This window comes from Leclercia sp. J807, assembly GCF_009734465.1.
In the GTDB taxonomy this organism is placed as follows: domain Bacteria; phylum Pseudomonadota; class Gammaproteobacteria; order Enterobacterales; family Enterobacteriaceae; genus Enterobacter.
Map to the genome: position 1 here is coordinate 1,192,320 of NZ_CP046446.1, position 20,162 is coordinate 1,212,481.

Sequence of the window (20,162 nt, forward strand, 5' to 3'; positions counted from 1 at the left end):
CTATTAAAAATCACACGGAAATGTAGTCTTCCGTCCGGGTAAAACAGGAGAAAAATATGCCCTCCATACTTGTGTTTATCGGGGACAATGCGCCGCGACGTTTAGAGATAACCGAATTCAGATCATGTATAAGCTATTTGTACCCTGACAATGTGGCACGGGAAATTCCCGTAAAAGTGATTTTCGGCACATATTTAGACTGTAAAAGTCACGCCGTGATGGTGGCTGCCGACAGGCTGGTCACACGCGATGAAATAGCCAGGGCGCACAGGCATCTCATCGCCTGGCCGGATTTAGCGAAAGCAGGCTGATCCGGAACCAACAAGAACCGGGGCACCCTTCAGAATAAGGCATTTCACAGGGCAGTTCTGAAAGAGCCCTGCTCATGAAAGCCGACAATGAGGGCCACTTTTTTGCGGGTGGATACGGCCATATGGGTTTACCCTGACAAAAAATGAGCCTGCCTTTCAGCGGGACCTGAAGTACAACCGCCGGTCCGGCTGCAGAATATGCCAGTGTTCTGAAGAAAAAATTAAAGCCCTCCTGGTACGAATATCGCAGATACGTCATTCTGAAGGTTCTTCCTGTGAAACTCCGCTGATGAAGGTTCAGTCACAGTTCCGGAGAGGTTAACCCTGAATAAACTCCGGAAACATATATACTTATATCGGGCGAAGTATCTGTAAATTCTGACCCTCCATTCAGGATAAAAAATGGAAGATGAACTGAAATTATTAAACAGCACCCGCGGCTTGCGGGCCGCAGCCCGTGATTTACCCCTGGACTTTCTGGAAATGGTGCTGCAAAAATTCAGACGCGTTGTCAGCGAACGTCGGGAAAAGGAGCTGTCCCGGAAAAAAGTGCAGGATGAGCATAATGGGAGACTGGAAAAGCTACGTCTTCTGCTGCTCGAAAAAGGAATCGATCTTGCAGAACCGATGATCAGCTCAGCAGGCGATGAAAAGCCTGTAAAAGTGCGGCCTCCCCGTAAGGCCAGATATCAATATCAGAGTGAAAATGGCAAAACCAGAACCTGGACTGGTCAGGGACGTATGCCTAAGGCCATTGCGGAACAGCTGGCGGCAGGCAAGTCGCTGGATGATTTTTTGATTTGACCAGCAATTAATAAATCGAACTTCCCGGTGTCGCTGTAAAAGCGGCTGAGATATTCCCGCTTGTCCCGGGCCTGAATCAGTTAATCCCCTATTTCACTGAGGGACAAATCCTGCGGTCACCTCGCCTGTCCTGTCAGATATTCGCAATATATACCAGCGATATCAGGGGCCGGATAAGACAGGATTTTAAAATCCCTGTAAGAAGTACTTTAGCGCCATAGCAAACTTTTTACCTTACCCGGAGTGACAGGTGCAACGCCTTCAGGGCTCTTTGTTCCCTGCCTTAATAAATCTGACCAGCATCTTCAGTCTGGCTGACTTCACCGGTATGCTCAGCGGAAGCCGGAACGATAAGGATAATTAATTACGTAAGGAAAAGAACAGAAATAACTGGAGTACCAAAAAGTGCCAGTACCAGACATCTGGATGGTACTGGCCAAAATCTTACTTTTCTTGTTAGCAGAAAATAATAGCAATTTAAGTCAGGGGAAGGCCAGTCCCGTTTTTTACGCTGGCACTACATGACTGAAAATAAGCTACATTTCTCTGATTAAGAAATATCTTAAAATAATACCGGGACGTGCAGTGTCGATGAATCTCCTGGCAGGCAGATACGACGGAGGAATTCCGGATTACAGGGGGCCGGACCTGCGGCAGGCATTATGCCAGACATACTGTGTGCTGTATCCGTTAAGCGACAGTTTATTCACGGATATATAACCTCCCTTCCTGTCCAGCCCGGAATGCGCGACAACCAGGTCACCTGATCGGAATTCCGGGTGTTCTGGCATGTCATGTGGAGAAGCATCCGAAAAGAGCTCCCGGGCTGGCTGATGGAGCAGTACAGACACTTCTTATCCGCGTACATTTCCCCGTAACAGGAGCCATTCGATCCGCTATCGCTGTAGCACGCCTGCGTTCACCGCGCCCGGGCTGGCAGGAATACCGGGCGGCTGTATTGCCGGCCTTAGGCTGCTTAAGGTTGTTTTCCGGACTGTATGCGTATCTTTCCTGGTGACGGACTCCTCTGAAAATTAAACAGTTTTTCCACTGCACACTGGAGCATGTGTTTTTCATCCGTATATGAGGGGTAACATCCGTGCTGTGAATTGAAACCCTCATTAATCTCATTCTTCATTTTCACACGAACGCGGTCATCCAGCCGCGTGAGGAGGGCAGCTACAACAAGGCTCAGTGCTTCAGTCTGAATAATCACTTCCTTTTCAGCCTCATGTTGCTCCGCAATAATATTAACCAGCCCCGCCAGTAATGCCCTCATCTAAATTTCCCTGTTCATGACAACATGAAATCACTGTATACCATATTTTATTCATGCCGGTCGGACCACATAGCTTCACCATCAGTCCTGTAAAAATATATGCGTCCGGTTCCATTTCCTGGCAAAAAGAAAACAACGGCCGTACCGGGTTTATACGCCGGGTCACACTTCCCAGCATGGTTTATGCTTATCAGGACCATGACTGTTACTGAATTTAATCCCATGGAGAGACATATGTTAACTCAAGAGCAGAAACAACTGGTTAAAGATACCGTTCCGGTACTAAAGGAAAATGGCGTTGCGTTAACGGATTACTTCTATAAAAGGATGTTACGGAATAATCCTGATTTACAGGAAGTCTTTAATATGGGTCATCAGCGAAGCGGTGCGCAGGCAAAAGCGCTGGCAGGTGCAGTGCTGGCCTATGCAGAAAATATTGATGACCCCGGGGTGCTGGCGCCGGTCATTGAGCTGATTTGCCACAAACATGTCAGCCTGAATATTAAGGCCCCGGACTACAGTATTGTCGGTGAGAATTTACTCCATTCCATCAGCGAAGTACTTTCTGTCCCGATGGATAACCCGCTCATCGGGGCCTGGGGCGCCGCGTATCAGGATCTGGCCGATATATTCATCGGGGCCGAGAAACGGCTTTATGATGAGCGCCGTAACACGCCCGGCAGCTGGCTGGGCTGGCGCGACTTTACCGTCAGCAGGAAAGTAAAAGAAAGCGAGGAAATCACGTCTTTTTATCTGACGCCTGAAGACGGACAGGCCCTGCCTGATTACCGGCCGGGACAGTACGTAACGCTGCGCGTCTTTGTTCCTGAGCTGGGCCTGAAGCAGCCGCGACAGTACAGCTTATCCGCCAGGCCCGGGGCCGGTTACCTGCGTATTTCCGTGAAACGCGAAGATCCGCGTGCAGAAGGACAGGATCCGGGTTACGTCTCATCCACCCTCCACAATGCCGTCAGTGAAGGCGACACGGTGGAACTGAGCGCGCCGGCGGGCAACTTCTTTTTATTAAATCCCGAAGTGGACAATGTGCTTATCAGTGCCGGCGTCGGCCTGACGCCTATGATGTCCATGACCCACCATCTGCTGGCAGAAATAGCCGATCCGAATACCGTGCTTAAAGCGGATCACGCAGCACAGGCTCAGGACAGGAAGCAGATATTTTTCCTTCATGCGGCCCGCAGTTCCGATGTTCATGCCCTGCGTGAGGAACTCGCGGCGCTCTCTGAGCAGAACAGCAATCTGCAAATCTTTATCGCCTATGAGCAGGTGAAGGAAAATGAAGTGCACGGGGAAGATTATCATGTGCAGGGCCGGCTCGATCTCAGCGCTGTGCCGGCGGAATATCTGCCGGCAGACGCCGATTACTACCTGTGCGGTCCGGTACCGTTCATGCATGAGCAGTACCGTTCCCTGCTGGCGCTGGGTATTGGGAAAGAGCGCATCCACAGTGAAGCCTTTGGCACGGGTGGTGTGGGTATCTGAGCCCGTAAATGATAAACAGCGGGGCGCTTTCTGCGCCCTTCATGACCGGAAGAGATGCCTGCCAGAATGTTTGACAGGGCATGTTATCCGCGGCGGAACCGCCGCTTACAGCGATCTGTTAACTCCCCCTGTATCTGAACCCTTCTGTAACAAAGTATAAGCCCTTTCTGTCTTCTCCCGCTGCGGGCAAGGATCCGACTCTACCATTTTTCGGATCTCAGAAGTTGAGAAGAGGAATTATTGCAGCATGGACACAAAAAACGAGTAATTGTTGCGATGAGTGGACTATTGCACCATGAGCAAATATAAATGACTTTATGCGTCCTGCGGTTAAATATATTGTTCATGCCGTCCGGCTGAACCCCGGGTCAGGGGATCAGCCGGGAAGGAGAACGTCACGGTTCTGTTTTCCGGGAGAGGGTCTTTCGTTTTTTCTTCAGGTACATCACTTCGTCACATTTGCCGATCATCTCCGCCAGCGTCGTGTACTGGTCTGCGTTATTGATCAGTTCGCCAAAGGAATAATTGATGTTGTAGGGCTTGCCCGAGGTGTCATTGTAATGATCGAGACTGGCACTCAGCGCATGAAGATAAGAGCCGGTATTCCCGTTTCGCCGGATCAGGGCGGCAAACTCATCCCCGCCGAGGCGGCCTGCTATTTCGCCCGGTTCGAGGTGCTGATGTAAAAAGCCGGCAAAGATCTTCAGCACCTCGTCACCCTCAGCGTGTCCCCAGAGATCGTTAACCGGTTTGAACCTGTCCAGATCGAAATAGATGAGGCTGAACGACGCATCCTGCCGGTTCATTGCGCGGAAGAGTTTGTCGCCGGCGCGGTAAAACCCGCGCCGGTTGGGAATGCCCGTCAGGCTGTCCGTCATAGCCATGTTGATGGCCTCGAATTCGTCCTCCACGATACAGGCCAGGTCCCGGAGGGACGCAATGTCCTCATCCGTGAAGGCGCGGGGAACGGTGTGGATCAGGCACAGCGTGCCGGCCACCGTGCCGTCCGGCAGGCTCACCGGCTGGCCGGCGTAGAACCGGATGTGTGGCTCACCGGTAACCAGGGGATTATCGTGAAATCGCGCATCGGCAGCCGCATCGTGAATGATAAAAGGCCCTTCCTGCAGAATGGCGTGCCCGCAGAACGAAATATCACGTGGAGTTTCGCGCACGCCGACGCCCTGGCAGGCGAAGAGCCACTGGCGCTCGCGATCCAGCAGGCTTATCAGGGCCACCGGGACCTGAAAGGCTTTGCGGGCCAGCCGCGTCAGGCGTTCAAAACGCTCATCGTCACGGGTATCAAGAAGGCCGGTAATATACAGGGACTTCAGCCTCTGTTCTTCATTCTCCGGTATACCGGGTGCCTGCATGTAATCTCCTAGTATGTACAAAGTATATATGCAGATGAAAAGGTGTTTGGATCTGACTGAGTGTAATTATAGTTCACGACTTATCTGCCAGCGGCTGAACTTCAGGTACAGGAATTCACGTTTATCACTCGTACTAGACTCTCCGGAGGACCAGGGGAATGACCGGGTCTGTTACGGTGAGGGAATCTGTAAACCTCAGGATTTTTGCCGGGAAAGTACGTATAACTGCTATCTTGATTAGTAAATGTTAAAATTTGTAGGTATCCACCCGTTAAACAAAATGATTAATATTTAAAAATACTCGTTGAACACCCGTGCCGTAATAATGAAGTACATTAAAAACGTTATCCGGTCATGTGAAGCTGAGACCGTCTCTTCGTCATGTAAAATGCCGTACTTTCTTTGTCGTGAAGAATGACCGGGTTAAGTCCATAAGGTTGAGAGGAAGTCTGCTGATGTGATACGCTCAAGGCGATATTTATCTCAGTGAGAACTCACGGCAACAAAAAGTTTTTGGACAACAAAACACAAAGTTGTTTTGGACTGTAGGAGTCCAAGAGACAATGACATTACATACAACGCCGTGTAACGGATTTTACATTATTACAAAGCCTGTGTTACAAGAGAGTTATGGACATGATTGAAAAAATATGTGAAGTAATTGATGGTGAATACGTCTGTGATATAGATATTAGCGTTGAAGAATGGAAGATTTTATTAAGGGATAAAAAAGTTTTTGATGACAAAAGTATTGCAGCGTTAAAAAAATGGTTCATTGAGCCAGACCATTCCTGTACATGTTTCGATATCGGCAAGAAGTACGACCTGCACAGTATGAGTGCTAATGGTGTAATCAATGGGTTGGGTGGAAGAGTTCAGAAGCAGCTTGGCCGATTCGAGGTTAAAGGAGTCGGAAAGATTGCTTCCGGGACAAAATTCATTACAGTCATGAAAAGTAGAGAAATTAAAGGAAACCCAAAGCGAAATTTATGGACTATCCGTGAAGAACTTGTTCAGGCAATAAAAGAACTAGATTTTTTTAGTACGAACGAAAGCTCAAGCATTGATTTTTACTCAGATAATGATTTGATCACTGCTCTAGAAGAAAGTAATCACTTTGACGTTACTCAGACATTTGAGTATAGCGAAAAAGCGAAACCTAAGAAAGCTGCAATAGAAGTCAAAAATGGACTCTCATACCCAAGAAGTAAATCTGTATCAAAAAATGCGCTTAACAAAGCTGATTATAAATGTGAAATTAATTGCGACCATCCAACGTTCAGAAGGCGAAACTCTCCCCTAAATTACACAGAACCTCATCACATTGTCCCGATGTCAAAGCAAGACTATTTTGAGAATTCACTGGATGTGGAAGAGAATATCATATCACTATGTTGCAACTGCCATAAACAAATTCATCTTGGCAAGGGGTTTGAAGATATGTTGAGGAAAATATATGCCGAGCGGAAAGATGTATTAAAAAAAGCGGGAATCGAGATATTATTAGAGGATTTGATTCTTTTTTACAAGATGGAAGGTAATTAATCTTCGAGAAGATGCATGCTTATTTTTATTTTTAGCAATGATGTGAAATACTGCCTGACTATCAATCCTGTCATGTGGTTCAGATTTATGGGGGAGGATTTTAATATTTTACCAGCATGGCATGTCGATCAATCGGTTAAGTATAGCGCCAGGTAACCAGACGGATTTTCCCTCTCAGGCGGGAGTCGTTATCCATTGTCCAGTACCTGATTAAAAGTAGGAATAATTACAAAAAAATTAAATTGTATGACTATTATTTCCGTTCAGAAAAGAAAGTTACATTAAAAACCCGAAATTATTCGGGTTTTTAATTAGTTAAGTACTATATGTTTTCGTGTCCGGGGGTACCCTAAGAGGGTGCGCAAGACAACACTCCAGTGTTCATTATTTATGACTGTCAAGCCATTTATTCATCTGCTCAATTTCACCTTTTTGAGCTTTAATAATGTCCTGTGCGAGTTTTCTCATTTCGGGATCTTTTCCATACTTCAGCTCGGTTTCAGCCATTGCTATTGCCCCTTCATGGTGTGCAACCATGCCTTTTGCAAAGGCCTTGTCGGGATCTGGCTCATTAACGGCGGCCATCATTTTGTCATGCATATCTTTCATCCCCGCCATGTATTCCTGTGACGATGCTGATGAGGTCATATCTGACATGTTCATTTCAGAATGTTCAGCAGAAATTGCAGGCAGGGATAACATCAGTATTACAAAGAGGGAATTTTTGATTTTCATACAATAGTTCCTTGTAAGGTAGGTACCGGTTAATTGTAGCTGAGTCAGATAAAAAAGCCCCCTGATGGGGGCCAAAATGTAGCCACATATACGGTCAAGGAATAATCTATCAAGGAAAGGGTAAAAGCACGGATACTACAGTCGCATTCAGCCTGCATTGCTCATACGGCGGTGCGCTTCGGCCATGGCCTGATGTGGGCCGGACTGACCGTTATTCATGAATTCGTGGGCAACCGCTGCTCTTTCATGCTCATCCATCGCAGCGTAAGACGTTGACGAAACGGGCGTGGATACAGTGTTATTTCTCATCATCTTCTGATGACTTTCCACCATTTTCTGGTGCGCATCCGCCGATCCGTTCGTCATGGTTTCATGAACAATAATGGCCTGTTCATGCTGGTCCATACCGGCCATACGAGGAGCAGTCCCCTGGATCCCGACAGGAGCCGCAGCAGACAACATCTGGTGAGCAGGAGCCTGTGCATTGTTGACGCGTTCATGAATATTCACGGTTGCAGTGGCCCAGGCCGACGAAATTAAACCAAAGCCCAGCAAGGATGCTAATACGATATTTTTCATGATAAATCTCCATTTCTGAATTAGTGATGTCCGGGGAAGTACAACCGGTGTTTTCAGTTCCATAACTGAAACAGGTTCGGCAGTGTTTATTTCTCCGGGAGAGGACTGGATATTCATTTCCTGGCGTACTCTGACGCCGGGTATTGATGAAGCAATCCAGCCTTCCTGATAAGTTGCACTAATTATATCGAATGGCTTCTGTTTGCTGCATGACAGGCTAATGACATCTTTGTCATTTAAATCTTTATTCTTAGTATTGGGTTTCCGGAAGCATTTTCTCAAGTCTGGGCACGGATAAGATAAAACGAGTTGAGCGTACGTCCGATTCCACCTGCACTCTTCCGTGATGTGCTTCCACGATGGACTTCACAATCGCAAGGCCGATGCCGCTGCCTTCTCCTTTTCGTTGTCTGGACGGATCCACCCGATAAAAACGGTCAAACAGCCTTGATAAATGCTCTTCAGGGATTGGTTTCCCCGGATTTTCAATCACAAGGTCAAAAAAGCTCTCCTGCTCTATTATTGAGACGGTGATTGCCTGTCCCTCTGGGGTATAACGCAGGGCATTGGATAACAGATTATTGATCGCTCTTCTGAACATTTGTGGATCTCCCTCAACCAGGCAGGGCATCCCGTTAAATTTGAGCGTGATATTTCGTTCTTCGGCCCAGGCTTCGAAAAACTCGAAGACTTTCATGACTTCTGCTCTGAGGTCAAACCGAACCCTGTCAGGTATCAGCTGATTATTGTCCGCCTGCGCCAGGAACAGCATGTCGCTGACCATTTTTGTCATCCGGTTATACTCTTCAAGGCTGGAATAGAGGACATCCTCAAGTTCCTTCTGGGTTCGATCCTGACTCAGAGCGATTTCAGTCTGCGTCACCAGATTGGTGATGGGTGTTCTGATCTCGTGCGCGATATCGGCAGAGAAATTGGCCTGGCGGGTAAAAACATCCTCAATCTTTCCAATCATATGATTGAACGAGATAACCAGCTGCTCCAGCTCAATGGGAACGCGTGTCGGTTCCAGCCGCGCATCAAGATTCTCGGAGGTGATGTTTTTAATGGCATTGCTGACATTACGAAGTGGCAGGTGCCCCTGACGGACAGCAATGCGAATGATCAGAACAATTAGCAGACTTATCACGACAGCGATCGCAATCAGATTTTTTTTCAGCGCATCGAGGTAATGGAGATGGAAATTAATGGAGAGGCCAGTCAGCATGACATAGTTCTGCTGTTTGCCCTGAAATATCGCCTGACCAGAGGAGGCAATAATTCTGTATGTTTCCATCTTCATTCCGGACCCGGTATCCATCGGTCTCGCAGGATCCTCCACCGTCCAGAGAAAGACATCACGTGCACGGCTATGCTCGCTAAAATCGGCTGAACTCACAGCAGAGCGTAAAGCAGCCCCCTGCACAGAGCTGTACAGCACCTCTCCCCGGGGATTAAGTAGCAAAAGAGCAACGTTACGGTAGCTGGCGATCGATTCCTTTATTTTGCTTATTTTCTTTTCATCCGGATCAACCGGAGACTGCAGGATACGGTTTAGTGTGGTGCTGATTTGTTGCAGATCGCTGACATCCTGCTCGGCAAAATGCTTATCAACAGAATGCAGCATAAACCAGGTGAAGGCGATAAACGCCAGTATTGTGGACAGGCTGATAAAAAAGGTCAGCCGCAGAGCGAGTGAGAAAGGTCGTCTGGACGGTTTGCTATGCATCCGGGATCTCCAGCATGTAGCCCACGCCCCGCACTGTCTGGATCAGTTTTGTCTCGTAATCGTTGTCTATTTTAGCGCGGAGTCGCTTTACTGCGACATCAATCGCGTTAGTGTCGCTGTCAAAATTCATGTCCCAGACCTGAGAGGCAATCAGGGAGCGGGGAAGAACTTCTCCCTGATGGCGAATGAAGAATTCCAGCAGGCTGAACTCTTTACTGGTGAGCACAATGCGGTTCCCGGCGCGGCTGACTTTTCTGGATACGAGATCAATAGAGAGGTCAGCCACCTTAAACTGGCTTTCCGTGATCATCGTGTTTCCCCGCCTCAGAAGAGTTCTCACCCGGGCGAGCAGTTCGGCAAACGCAAAGGGTTTAACCAGATAATCGTCCGCACCCAGCTCCAGTCCTTTGACCCTGTGTTCGATCGTGCCCAGGGCCGTCAGCAGTAAGACCGGCGTACCCTTTCCGGCAGTGCGCAGCATACGGATGATATCCCAGCCGTTCACATCAGGTAGCATGATATCCAGAATGACTAAATCATACTCGGCGGTCATGGCGAGATGATATCCGGTAAGACCATTATCAGCGTGATCCACTACGAACCCTGCTTCTGTAAGCCCTTTGCTGAGATATTCACCTGTTTTAATTTCGTCTTCGACGATCAATATTTTCATCTTGCTCCCCGGCTGGCTGCTAATGTCATTCTATTGCGCCCACGATCGTTATCAACGGATTACAGCAAAAATGACAACATTGTCATTATCCTGTCACCCGGCAAACAGAGAGCGTTCGGTAAAGTATCCCTATCAATACTCTGGACTTCGATTGAACCATTTACCAGGTCTGCCTGTACGAGAAGCGTTATGTTCAAATTAAAATTACTTAGCATCAGTACCATATTCATCCTGGCAGGTTGTGTTTCTCTGGCACCTGAATATCAGCGTCCGCCAGCTCCGGTTCCCCAGCAGTTTTCATTGTCTAAAAACAGTCTGACGCCTGCGGTAAACAGCTATCAGGATACGGGCTGGCGAAACTTTTTTGTCGATCCCCAGGTCAGCAGGCTGATCGGTGAAGCCCTGAATAATAACCGTGATTTGAGAATGGCTGCCCTGAAGGTTGAAGAGGCCCGGGCCCAGTTCAACGTCACGGATGCAGATCGTTATCCCCAACTGAATGCCTCATCCGGGATTACATACAGCGGTGGTCTGAAAGGTGACAAGCCGACCACGCAGGAGTACGACGCGGGTCTGGAGCTCAGCTATGAGCTCGATTTTTTTGGCAAACTTAAGAACATGAGTGAGGCTGATCGCCAGAACTACTTTGCCAGCGAAGAAGCCCGTCGTGCCGTACACATCCTGCTGGTCTCCAACGTTTCACAGAGCTATTTCAGCCAGCAACTGGCGTACGAACAACTCCGTATTGCGCGGGAAACGCTGAAAAATTATGAACAGTCTTATGCATTCGTTGAGCAACAACTGGTGACCGGGAGTACGAACGTTCTGGCGCTTGAACAAGCCAGGGGGCAAATCGAAAGTACCCGCGCCGAAATAGCCAAACGAGAAGGCGATCTGGCTCAGGCAAACAATGCCCTGCAACTGGTGCTTGGAACGTACCGCGCAGTTCCGTCAGAAAAAGGGATGAAAGGTGGGGAGATCGCACCAGTAAAATTGCCACCAAATCTGTCGTCACAAATATTGCTGCAGCGTCCGGATATTATGGAAGCGGAATACCAGTTGAAAGCGGCTGATGCCAATATTGGCGCAGCGCGAGCGGCTTTTTTCCCGTCCATTACCCTGACCAGTGGTCTCTCCTCAAGCAGTACGGAGCTGTCCAGCCTCTTTACGTCAGGAAGTGGAATGTGGAATTTTATTCCTAAAATTGAAATTCCTATATTTAATGCTGGCAGGAACAAAGCCAATCTGAAGCTGGCTGAAATTCGCCAGCAACAGTCGGTGGTTAATTACGAACAAAAAATTCAGTCAGCCTTTAAAGATGTTTCCGACACGCTTGCGCTGCGCGACAGCCTTAGCCAGCAACTTGAGTCACAGCAGCGTTATCTTGATTCACTACAGATAACTCTACAGCGTGCCAGAGGATTGTATGCAAGTGGTGCTGTCAGTTACATCGAAGTGCTGGATGCAGAACGTTCCCTCTTCGCGACGCAGCAAACCATTCTCGATCTTACCTATTCCCGACAGGTTAACGAAATTAATCTGTTTACCGCGCTGGGTGGCGGTTGGGTAGAGTAAATTTATTCAATTAATCAGGAAATTAAAAATGCGTAATTCACTTAAAGCCGTTTTATTTGGTGCCTTCTCTGTCATGTTTTCTGCCGGTCTTAATGCTGAAACACATCAGCATGGCGATATGAATGCTGCCAGTGAAGCTTCGGTACAGCAGGTTATCAAGGGCACCGGTATCGTTAAAGAAATTGATATGAATAGTAAAAAGATCACCATTTCGCATGAAGCAATCCCGGCGGTGGGCTGGCCTGCAATGACCATGCGCTTCACTTTTGTTAATGCAGACGACGCTATCAATGCCCTGAAAACCGGCAACCATGTCGATTTCTCGTTTATTCAGCAGGGCAATATCTCCTTACTCAAAAGCATTAACGTTACGCAATCCTGATTGACACTCCGGAGCGAATACATCCAGTGCGCCTGAACATTCATTATGGGATTACTGTGAATTAATGATCGGGCGCATATGCCAGGTGTTTTGATTTTTCAGCGAGAAATTGTATGGCTTCTTTAAAGATAAAATATGCTGCAATAATTATCAGCAGCCTCATAGCAGGAGGGCTGATATCGGTTACTGCCTGGCAGTATTTAAACTCATCACAAAAAACAGTACAAACAGAACAAAAGGCACCGGAGAAAAAGGTACTTTTCTGGTATGACCCGATGAAACCGGATACTAAATTTGATAAACCCGGAAAATCTCCCTTTATGGATATGGACCTGGTGCCGAAATATGCTGATGAAAGTGGCGATAAAAGCAGTGGCGGGATCCGTATCGATCCAACTCAGGTTCAGAATCTGGGATTAAAAACGCAAAAAGTCACGCGAGGAATGCTGAATTATTCTCAGACAATCCCGGCTAATGTCAGTTACAACGAATATCAGTTTGTCATTGTGCAGGCGCGTTCTGATGGTTTCGTCGAAAAAGTGTATCCCCTGACGATTGGCGATCATGTGAAGAAAGGCACTCCGCTTATCGATATCACCATTCCTGAATGGGTTGAGGCACAAAGTGAGTTTCTGCTGTTATCCGGTACAGGCGGTACGCCAACCCAGATAAAAGGGGTTCTGGAGCGACTTCGTCTGGCTGGTATGCCGGAAGAAGATATTCAAAGGCTGCGTTCAACCCGCACAATTCAGACCCGTTTTACCATTAAAGCACCTATTGATGGTGTCATTACTGCATTTGACCTGCGCACCGGCATGAATATTTCCAAAGATAAGGTGGTGGCTCAGATTCAGGGGATGGACCCGGTCTGGATCAGCGCTGCAGTGCCAGAATCTATCGCCTATCTGCTGAAAGATACGTCGCAGTTTGAAATTTCGGTACCGGCTTATCCGGATAAAACATTCCATGTCGAAAAATGGAACATTCTTCCCAGCGTGGATCAGACAACCCGCACGCTTCAGGTCCGCCTCCAGGTTTCTAACAAGGATGAGTTTCTCAAGCCAGGCATGAATGCCTATCTCAAACTGAATACCCAAAGCCAGGAGATGCTGCTGATACCAAGCCAGGCCGTTATCGATACCGGCAAAGAACAGCGCGTGATTACTGTTGATGATGAAGGCAAGTTTGTGCCGAAACAGATCCACGTTCTGCATGAATCACAGCAACAGTCCGGCATTGGCTCCGGCCTGAATGAAGGCGATACCGTGGTGGTCAGTGGCCTGTTCCTCATTGACTCCGAAGCCAATATTACGGGCGCGCTGGAACGTATGCGCCACCCTGAAAAAACAGAAAACAGTATGCCAGCAATGTCTGAGCAGCCTGTAAATATGCATTCAGGGCACTGAGGAGACGACGATGATTGAATGGATTATCCGGCGCTCTGTCGCCAACCGTTTCCTGGTCATGATGGGCGCACTGTTTCTCAGCATCTGGGGCACATGGACGATAATTAACACGCCGGTCGATGCGCTGCCTGACCTGTCAGATGTGCAGGTCATTATTAAAACCAGCTATCCCGGACAGGCCCCGCAGATTGTAGAAAACCAGGTCACCTATCCGCTTACCACCACCATGCTGTCCGTACCTGGCGCAAAAACCGTGCGTGGCTTTTCACAGTTCGGTGATTCGTATGTGTATGTCATTTTTGAAGACGGCACCGATCTGTACTGGGCCCGTTCGCGCGTGCTGGAATACCTGAATCAGGTTCAGGGCAAACTGCCTGCGGGTGTGAGCTCTGAAATCGGCCCGGACGCCACGGGAGTGGGCTGGATATTTGAATATGCCCTGGTCGATCGCAGCGGAAAACACGACCTTTCAGAACTGCGTTCTTTGCAGGACTGGTTTCTGAAATTTGAACTGAAGACCATCCCGAACGTGGCTGAGGTAGCCTCGGTCGGTGGCGTGGTGAAGCAGTACCAGATTCAGGTCAATCCGGTAAAACTGTCCCAGTATGGGATCAGCCTGCCCGAAGTGAAACAGGCTCTTGAATCATCTAACCAGGAAGCCGGTGGTTCATCCGTTGAAATAGCCGAAGCGGAGTATATGGTCCGCGCCAGCGGCTATCTGCAGAGCATTGATGATTTTAATAACATCGTCCTGAAAACAGGCGAGAACGGCGTGCCGGTTTATTTGCGGGATGTTGCCCGCGTGCAGACCGGGCCTGAAATGCGGCGTGGTATTGCCGAACTGAACGGCCAGGGGGAAGTTGCTGGCGGCGTGGTGATCCTGCGGTCGGGTAAAAATGCGCGCGACGTTATCACAGCAGTCAAGGATAAACTGGACACGCTGAAGGCCAGTCTGCCGGAAGGCGTTGAAATCGTGACCACCTACGATCGCAGCCAGTTAATCGACCGGGCGATTGATAACCTCAGTTCCAAACTTCTGGAAGAGTTTTTCGTGGTGGCCATCGTCTGTGCCCTGTTCCTGTGGCACGTACGTTCTGCCCTGGTGGCGATTATCTCTCTGCCGCTTGGCCTATGTATCGCCTTTATCGTCATGCACTTCCAGGGACTAAACGCCAATATCATGTCGCTGGGAGGGATAGCTATTGCCGTCGGTGCGATGGTGGATGCCGCCATTGTGATGATTGAGAATGCGCATAAACGGCTTGAGGAGTGGGATCATCAGCATCCGGGTGAGCAGATTGACAATGCCACCCGCTGGAAGGTGATTACCGACGCCTCCGTGGAAGTGGGACCCGCACTGTTTATCAGCCTGCTGATCATCACCCTGTCCTTTATTCCTATCTTTACCCTGGAAGGTCAGGAAGGACGTCTGTTTGGCCCGCTGGCATTCACGAAAACGTACTCCATGGCGGGAGCGGCCGCGCTGGCCATCATTGTCATTCCGATCTTGATGGGATTCTGGATCCGGGGAAAAATTCCTGCCGAGACCAGTAACCCCCTGAACCGGGTGCTGATCAAAGCGTATCATCCATTGCTGCTGCGGGTCCTCCATTGGCCAAAAACAACCCTGCTGGTTGCGGCCTTGTCCATTTTCACCGTTATATGGCCATTGAGTCAGGTGGGGGGGGAGTTTCTGCCGAAGATCAATGAGGGCGACCTGCTGTATATGCCATCAACATTGCCTGGCGTCTCTCCGGCAGAAGCTGCAGCACTCCTGCAGACGACGGACAAGTTAATCAAAAGCGTTCCTGAAGTGGCCTCTGTATTTGGCAAGACCGGTAAAGCAGAGACCGCGACGGATTCCGCACCGCTTGAAATGGTGGAAACCACGATCCAGCTCAAACCTGAGGATCAGTGGCGTCCGGGTATGACGATTGACAAGATTATTGAAGAACTCGACAAGACCGTCCGTTTACCGGGTCTGGCAAACCTCTGGGTTCCGCCAATCCGTAACCGTATTGATATGCTCTCAACCGGGATCAAAAGCCCGATAGGTATCAAGGTCTCAGGGACTGTCCTGGCCGATATTGATGCGACTGCGCAGAGTATCGAGGCGGTAGCCAAAACCGTGCCGGGCGTGGTGTCTGCCCTGGCTGAGCGACTTGAAGGCGGGCGTTACATCGATATCGATATCAACCGGGAAAAAGCGTCCCGTTACGGTATGACTGTTGGTGATGTACAGCTGTTTGTCTCATCAGCCATCGGCGGCGCAACGGTAGGGGAAACGGTTGAAGGCGTGGCCCGCTACCCGATTAATATTCGCTATCCGCAGGATTATCGGAACAGTCCAAATGCATTGAAACAGATGCCGATCCTGACCCCGATGAAGCAGCAGATCACGCTGGGCGATGTCGCGGATATTAAGGTCGTTTCAGGGCCGACTATGCTGAAAACGGAAAATGCCCGTCCAGCCAGCTGGATTTACATTGACGCGCGCGGCAGGGATATGGTGTCGGTGGTTAATGATATTAAAACGGCTATCAGTCAGAAAGTGAAACTGAGACCGGGTACCAGCGTGTCATTCTCCGGACAATTTGAACTGCTTGAGCACGCCAACAAGAAACTTAAATTGATGGTGCCGATGACGGTGATGATCATTTTCATCCTGTTGTATCTGGCGTTCCGCCGGGTTGATGAAGCGTTGTTGATCCTGATGAGTCTGCCGTTCGCCCTGGTTGGCGGGATATGGTTCCTGTACTGGCAGGGCTTCCATATGTCAGTCGCAACCGGAACCGGGTTTATCGCCCTGGCCGGTGTGGCAGCAGAGTTTGGCGTGGTCATGCTGATGTATCTGCGTCATGCCATTGAAGCGCATCCGGAACTGTCAAACAAAGAAACGTTCACACCGGAAGGTCTTGATGAAGCCCTTTATCATGGTGCCGTGCTGCGTGTCCGGCCGAAAGCCATGACCGTGGCGGTGATCATCGCGGGTCTGCTGCCGATACTCTGGGGTACCGGCGCAGGTTCAGAAGTCATGAGCCGTATCGCGGCCCCCATGATTGGCGGGATGATCACAGCTCCGCTGCTGTCCCTGTTCATTATTCCTGCCGCCTATAAACTCATCTGGCTGCGCAGACATAAAAAGAGCGTGTCATAACCCTGAAAGGGCACCCCTGCGGGTGTCCTTTTGCATAAATTCACCCTGACGTCAGGGTTTATATCGATAACATACAGAGGTGAGTATGAAAAAAATAATTTTAATGACCCTGGCTTTTGGCCTTTCACTTCCTGCAATGGCAGGTGAAAAAGTAATAGATATGTACAAGTCTGAAAACTGTGGTTGCTGTTCCCTGTGGGGCAAGGCGATGGAAAAGGACGGGTTTGAGGTGCGGACCCACGTCATGAATGATCAGGCCCTGTCAGCCCTGAAAGAAAAATATGCTGTTCCTGCTGAGCTGAGAAGCTGTCATACCGCAGTTACTGGTAATTTGATCATTGAAGGCCATGTGCCTGCAGCCACGATACATAAGGCAATGCTGTCTGGTTCAGGGATTTATGGTCTTGCCACCCCGGGCATGCCTGCGGGGAGCCCGGGAATGGAGATGGGGGCCCGTAAAGAGGCTTACGATGTTATTTCATTCTCTCCGGAGGGCAGTAAAAAAGTCTTCCAGCGAATCGAATAGTCAGCGGAACGGCTGATAACGGGACGCCGGCAGCAGGCACTCCTGTGCCGGCGACATTCGTGGTAATCGCATCCATGACATACCCTGAAGACAGAAAATGCTTCAGGCATGCATAAGGAGAGTTACTGTGAAAAATGACAATGTAGTGCAACACAACAACCAGACTGCTTCTGAACAGACATTATCCCCGGACGAGAGCCACGTATTGCATAAGGTGAGAGATCCCGTGTGCGGGATGGCATTCCTGCCCGACAAGGCGCACAGCAGCATTCGATACCAGGACCATCAGCTTTATTTCTGCTCTGCCAGCTGTGAGAGTAAATTTACAGCCCATCCCGACCGTTATCTTACCGAAGATGCCAGTGAACATTCCCACCACCACCACGATCACCACGAAGTCAGCCCAGACCAGATAAAACAGCCTCACCATCAGGCGGAGAAAGATATTTCTGAAGGTGTGTGGACATGTCCGATGCACCCGGAGATACGCCGCAGTGGTCCCGGAAGCTGTCCTGTCTGTGGAATGGCACTGGAACCGCTCGTAGCCACGGCATCGACGGGGCCGAGTGATGAACTTCGCGACATGACAAGACGCTTCTGGCTGGGGTTGTTGCTGGCGTTTCCGGTTCTGATACTCGAAATGGGATCTCATCTGTTTCCCGCCTTGAGGAATACAGTACCGCCACAATACAACACATGGCTGCAGCTGCTTCTGGCCTCTCCAGTCGTGTTGTACTGTGGCTGGCCATTCTTCGCCCGGGCCGGAATGTCGTTGCGTAACCGCTCCCTGAATATGTTTACCCTTGTTGCAATGGGGACCGGCGCAGCCTGGGTTTACAGCGTCATTGCAACCGTCTTCCCCTCCTGGTTTCCTGCATCGTTCAGAAACATGGATGGCCTGGTGGCCGTTTATTTTGAAGCCGCAGCAGTAATTACGGTGCTTGTTCTGCTGGGACAGGTTCTTGAACTGCGGGCACGGGAACAAACCTCAGGTGCCATTACTGCGCTTCTGAACCTTGCCCCCAAAACAGCCAGGCGGCTGGATCATGACGGTCATGAAACGGATATTAATGCAGAAGATGTCCTGCCTGGCGATAAGCTCCGCATCAGACCTGGAGAGAGTATTCCGGTCGACGGTATCGTGGTCGAAGGCAAAACAACTGTTGATGAATCGATGGTGACCGGGGAGTCTATGCCGGTTACCAAAAAAGAGGGTGAACCTGTCATTGGGGGGACGATTAATCAGACAGGTAGTCTTATCATCCGAGCAGAGAAAGTCGGTGATGAAACGATGCTCTCACGAATTGTTCAGATGGTCGCTGATGCATAGCGTTCGCGTGCCCCCATCCAGAGAATGGCAGACAGCGTTTCAGGCTGGTTTGTTCCTCTGGTGATACTTATCGCGGTTGTTGCTTTCTTGATCTGGTCTGTCTGGGGGCCCGAGCCCAGGATGGCGCACGGTCTCATTGCGGCTGTGTCGGTCCTGATTATTGCCTGTCCCTGCGCGCTGGGACTGGCCACGCCGATGTCGATAATGGTGGGGGTGGGCAAAGGCGCCCAGGCCGGGGTGTTAATCAAGAATGCCGAAGCCCTTGAGCGTCTTGAAAAAGTGGACACGCTGGTTGTCGACAAAACAGGCACGCTCACGGAAGGTTCGCCTACGGTGACAGGGATTATCAGTCTCAGTCCGGGTGGGGAAATATCTCTTTTACGTGTAACAGCTGCAGTGGAAAAAGGTTCGCAGCATCCGTTGGGTATGGCTGTTGTCAGAGCCGCGCAGGAAAAGGGGATCGTGATACCTGCCGTCAGTAATTTCAATGCCCCGTCGGGGAAAGGTGTCTCAGGCGATGTCGAAGGTCAACGGGTTGTTATTGGTAATGAACTGGCTATGCAGGAAAACAGTATCGTTATTGATAATCAAAAGGCCGTTGCGGATACGTTGCGGATGGAAGGCGCTACCGTTATCTATGTGGCCACAGACGGGAACCTTGCAGGCCTGATAGCTATCTCGGATCCCGTGAAAGCAACCACGCCGGATGCGCTTAAAGCTTTGCGTCAGGCGGGGATCCGCATTGTTATGCTCACCGGGGATAACCAGCTTACTGCTGAAGCAGTCGCACGGAAACTGGGAATAGATGAGGTTGAAGCCGGGATTCTGCCGGATGGCAAAAAAGCAGTGATAACCCGACTGAAAGAGTCTGGCCATGTGGTTGCGATGGCCGGAGACGGTGTGAATGATGCCCCGGCGCTGGCAGCGGCTGACGTGGGTATAGCCATGGGAACGGGTACAGATGTGGCAATAGAAAGTGCTGGCGTTACCCTTCTCAAAGGCGATTTGATGATACTCAACAGGGCCCGTCATCTGTCAGAGATCACCATGAAAAATATCCGGCAGAATCTGTTTTTTGCGTTTATCTACAATGCTCTTGGGGTGCCTGTAGCTGCAGGTCTGCTTTATCCTGTGTATGGAATACTGCTGTCGCCAGTTATTGCGGCGGCGGCTATGGCCCTTTCCTCCGTTAGCGTCATTGCAAATGCGTTGCGTCTGAAAAGTGTCAGGCTCGGGAAATAACCCTGAATGAAGGGTCTGTTAC

Annotated in this window: 14 protein-coding genes and 1 pseudogene; 9 read left to right on the forward strand and 6 right to left on the reverse strand. The window is 49.6% G+C overall.

Annotated features, from left to right (window positions below; translation table 11 throughout):
• Positions 1-713 precede the first annotated feature (713 nt).
• Positions 714-1,115 (forward strand): H-NS family nucleoid-associated regulatory protein, encoded by a 402-nt coding sequence (locus tag GNG26_RS05515; RefSeq protein ID WP_156238015.1) that lies wholly within the window; start codon positions 714-716, stop codon positions 1,113-1,115.
• Positions 1,116-2,091: 976 nt separating this feature from the next.
• Here GNG26_RS05515 and GNG26_RS05520 read toward each other — a convergent pair.
• Entirely contained in the window at positions 2,092-2,394 is a 303-nt protein-coding gene (locus GNG26_RS05520) for a sigma-S stabilization anti-adapter protein IraP (RefSeq protein WP_156238016.1), read from the reverse strand.
• A gap of 234 nt (positions 2,395-2,628) precedes the next feature.
• Here GNG26_RS05520 and hmpA point away from each other — a divergent pair, with 234 nt between their 5' ends.
• On the forward strand, positions 2,629-3,894 hold the full coding sequence (gene hmpA / locus GNG26_RS05525; protein WP_156238017.1) for an NO-inducible flavohemoprotein: 1,266 nt from the start codon (positions 2,629-2,631) through the stop codon (positions 3,892-3,894).
• Between the two features lie 395 nt (positions 3,895-4,289).
• Here the strand turns inward: hmpA and GNG26_RS05530 are convergent, their stop codons facing one another.
• A complete protein-coding gene (locus tag GNG26_RS05530) occupies positions 4,290-5,264 on the reverse strand; it encodes a diguanylate cyclase (RefSeq protein WP_001148755.1) in 975 nt (324 codons plus the stop codon).
• A 636-nt stretch (positions 5,265-5,900) separates the two neighbouring features.
• Here GNG26_RS05530 and GNG26_RS05535 point away from each other — a divergent pair.
• A complete protein-coding gene (locus GNG26_RS05535) occupies positions 5,901-6,809 on the forward strand; it encodes an HNH endonuclease (protein ID WP_001372261.1) in 909 nt (302 codons plus the stop codon).
• A 384-nt stretch (positions 6,810-7,193) separates the two neighbouring features.
• Here the strand turns inward: GNG26_RS05535 and GNG26_RS05540 are convergent, their stop codons facing one another.
• The 4 genes from GNG26_RS05540 to silR form a co-directional block, all read right to left on the reverse strand.
• Positions 7,194-7,544, reverse strand: a complete 351-nt coding sequence (locus GNG26_RS05540) for a DUF305 domain-containing protein (protein ID WP_015387186.1) — start codon at positions 7,542-7,544, stop codon at positions 7,194-7,196.
• Between the two features lie 147 nt (positions 7,545-7,691).
• Entirely contained in the window at positions 7,692-8,123 is a 432-nt protein-coding gene (gene silE / locus GNG26_RS05545) for a silver-binding protein SilE (RefSeq protein ID WP_045295175.1), read from the reverse strand.
• Positions 8,124-8,373: 250 nt separating this feature from the next.
• On the reverse strand, positions 8,374-9,849 hold the full coding sequence (silS, locus tag GNG26_RS05550; protein ID WP_069730032.1) for a copper/silver sensor histidine kinase SilS: 1,476 nt from the start codon (positions 9,847-9,849) through the stop codon (positions 8,374-8,376).
• On the reverse strand, positions 9,842-10,522 hold the full coding sequence (gene silR, locus GNG26_RS05555) for a copper/silver response regulator transcription factor SilR (RefSeq protein WP_000697970.1): 681 nt from the start codon (positions 10,520-10,522) through the stop codon (positions 9,842-9,844). Before silR ends, silS begins: the two co-directional genes overlap by 8 nt.
• A 189-nt stretch (positions 10,523-10,711) precedes the next feature.
• On the opposite strand from silR, the gene silC reads away from it, so the two are divergent.
• From silC to silP, 6 genes and pseudogenes are all read left to right on the forward strand, one after another.
• The gene (gene silC / locus GNG26_RS05560; RefSeq protein WP_000475515.1) at positions 10,712-12,097 is read left to right on the forward strand and encodes a Cu(+)/Ag(+) efflux RND transporter outer membrane channel SilC; all 1,386 of its coding nucleotides are present in this window, start codon (positions 10,712-10,714) and stop codon (positions 12,095-12,097) included.
• Positions 12,098-12,125: 28 nt separating this feature from the next.
• On the forward strand, positions 12,126-12,479 hold the full coding sequence (gene cusF, locus GNG26_RS05565; protein ID WP_156238018.1) for a cation efflux system protein CusF: 354 nt from the start codon (positions 12,126-12,128) through the stop codon (positions 12,477-12,479).
• A gap of 113 nt (positions 12,480-12,592) precedes the next feature.
• The gene (gene silB / locus GNG26_RS05570; protein WP_001548143.1) at positions 12,593-13,885 is read left to right on the forward strand and encodes a Cu(+)/Ag(+) efflux RND transporter periplasmic adaptor subunit SilB; all 1,293 of its coding nucleotides are present in this window, start codon (positions 12,593-12,595) and stop codon (positions 13,883-13,885) included.
• 10 nt (positions 13,886-13,895) lie between these two features.
• Positions 13,896-17,042 (forward strand): Cu(+)/Ag(+) efflux RND transporter permease subunit SilA, encoded by a 3,147-nt coding sequence (gene silA, locus GNG26_RS05575; protein WP_015387183.1) that lies wholly within the window; start codon positions 13,896-13,898, stop codon positions 17,040-17,042.
• An 85-nt stretch (positions 17,043-17,127) separates the two neighbouring features.
• Positions 17,128-17,568, forward strand: coding sequence for a DUF411 domain-containing protein (locus GNG26_RS05580; protein ID WP_001549797.1), 441 nt, complete (start codon positions 17,128-17,130; stop codon positions 17,566-17,568).
• Positions 17,569-17,665: 97 nt separating this feature from the next.
• Positions 17,666-20,140: pseudogene (gene silP / locus GNG26_RS05585) on the forward strand (Ag(+)-translocating P-type ATPase SilP).
• Positions 20,141-20,162: the final 22 nt, after the last annotated feature.

Coding starts and splice junctions, on each gene's coding strand:
- GNG26_RS05515 (WP_156238015.1), top strand. CDS start 714: ATGGAAGATGAACTGAAATTATTAAACAGCACCCGCGGCTTGCGGGCC.
- GNG26_RS05520 (WP_156238016.1), bottom strand. CDS start 2,394: ATGAGGGCATTACTGGCGGGGCTGGTTAATATTATTGCGGAGCAACAT.
- hmpA (WP_156238017.1), top strand. CDS start 2,629: ATGTTAACTCAAGAGCAGAAACAACTGGTTAAAGATACCGTTCCGGTA.
- GNG26_RS05530 (WP_001148755.1), bottom strand. CDS start 5,264: ATGCAGGCACCCGGTATACCGGAGAATGAAGAACAGAGGCTGAAGTCC.
- GNG26_RS05535 (WP_001372261.1), top strand. CDS start 5,901: ATGATTGAAAAAATATGTGAAGTAATTGATGGTGAATACGTCTGTGAT.
- GNG26_RS05540 (WP_015387186.1), bottom strand. CDS start 7,544: ATGAAAATCAAAAATTCCCTCTTTGTAATACTGATGTTATCCCTGCCT.
- silE (WP_045295175.1), bottom strand. CDS start 8,123: ATGAAAAATATCGTATTAGCATCCTTGCTGGGCTTTGGTTTAATTTCG.
- silS (WP_069730032.1), bottom strand. CDS start 9,849: ATGCATAGCAAACCGTCCAGACGACCTTTCTCACTCGCTCTGCGGCTG.
- silR (WP_000697970.1), bottom strand. CDS start 10,522: ATGAAAATATTGATCGTCGAAGACGAAATTAAAACAGGTGAATATCTC.
- silC (WP_000475515.1), top strand. CDS start 10,712: ATGTTCAAATTAAAATTACTTAGCATCAGTACCATATTCATCCTGGCA.
- cusF (WP_156238018.1), top strand. CDS start 12,126: ATGCGTAATTCACTTAAAGCCGTTTTATTTGGTGCCTTCTCTGTCATG.
- silB (WP_001548143.1), top strand. CDS start 12,593: ATGGCTTCTTTAAAGATAAAATATGCTGCAATAATTATCAGCAGCCTC.
- silA (WP_015387183.1), top strand. CDS start 13,896: ATGATTGAATGGATTATCCGGCGCTCTGTCGCCAACCGTTTCCTGGTC.
- GNG26_RS05580 (WP_001549797.1), top strand. CDS start 17,128: ATGAAAAAAATAATTTTAATGACCCTGGCTTTTGGCCTTTCACTTCCT.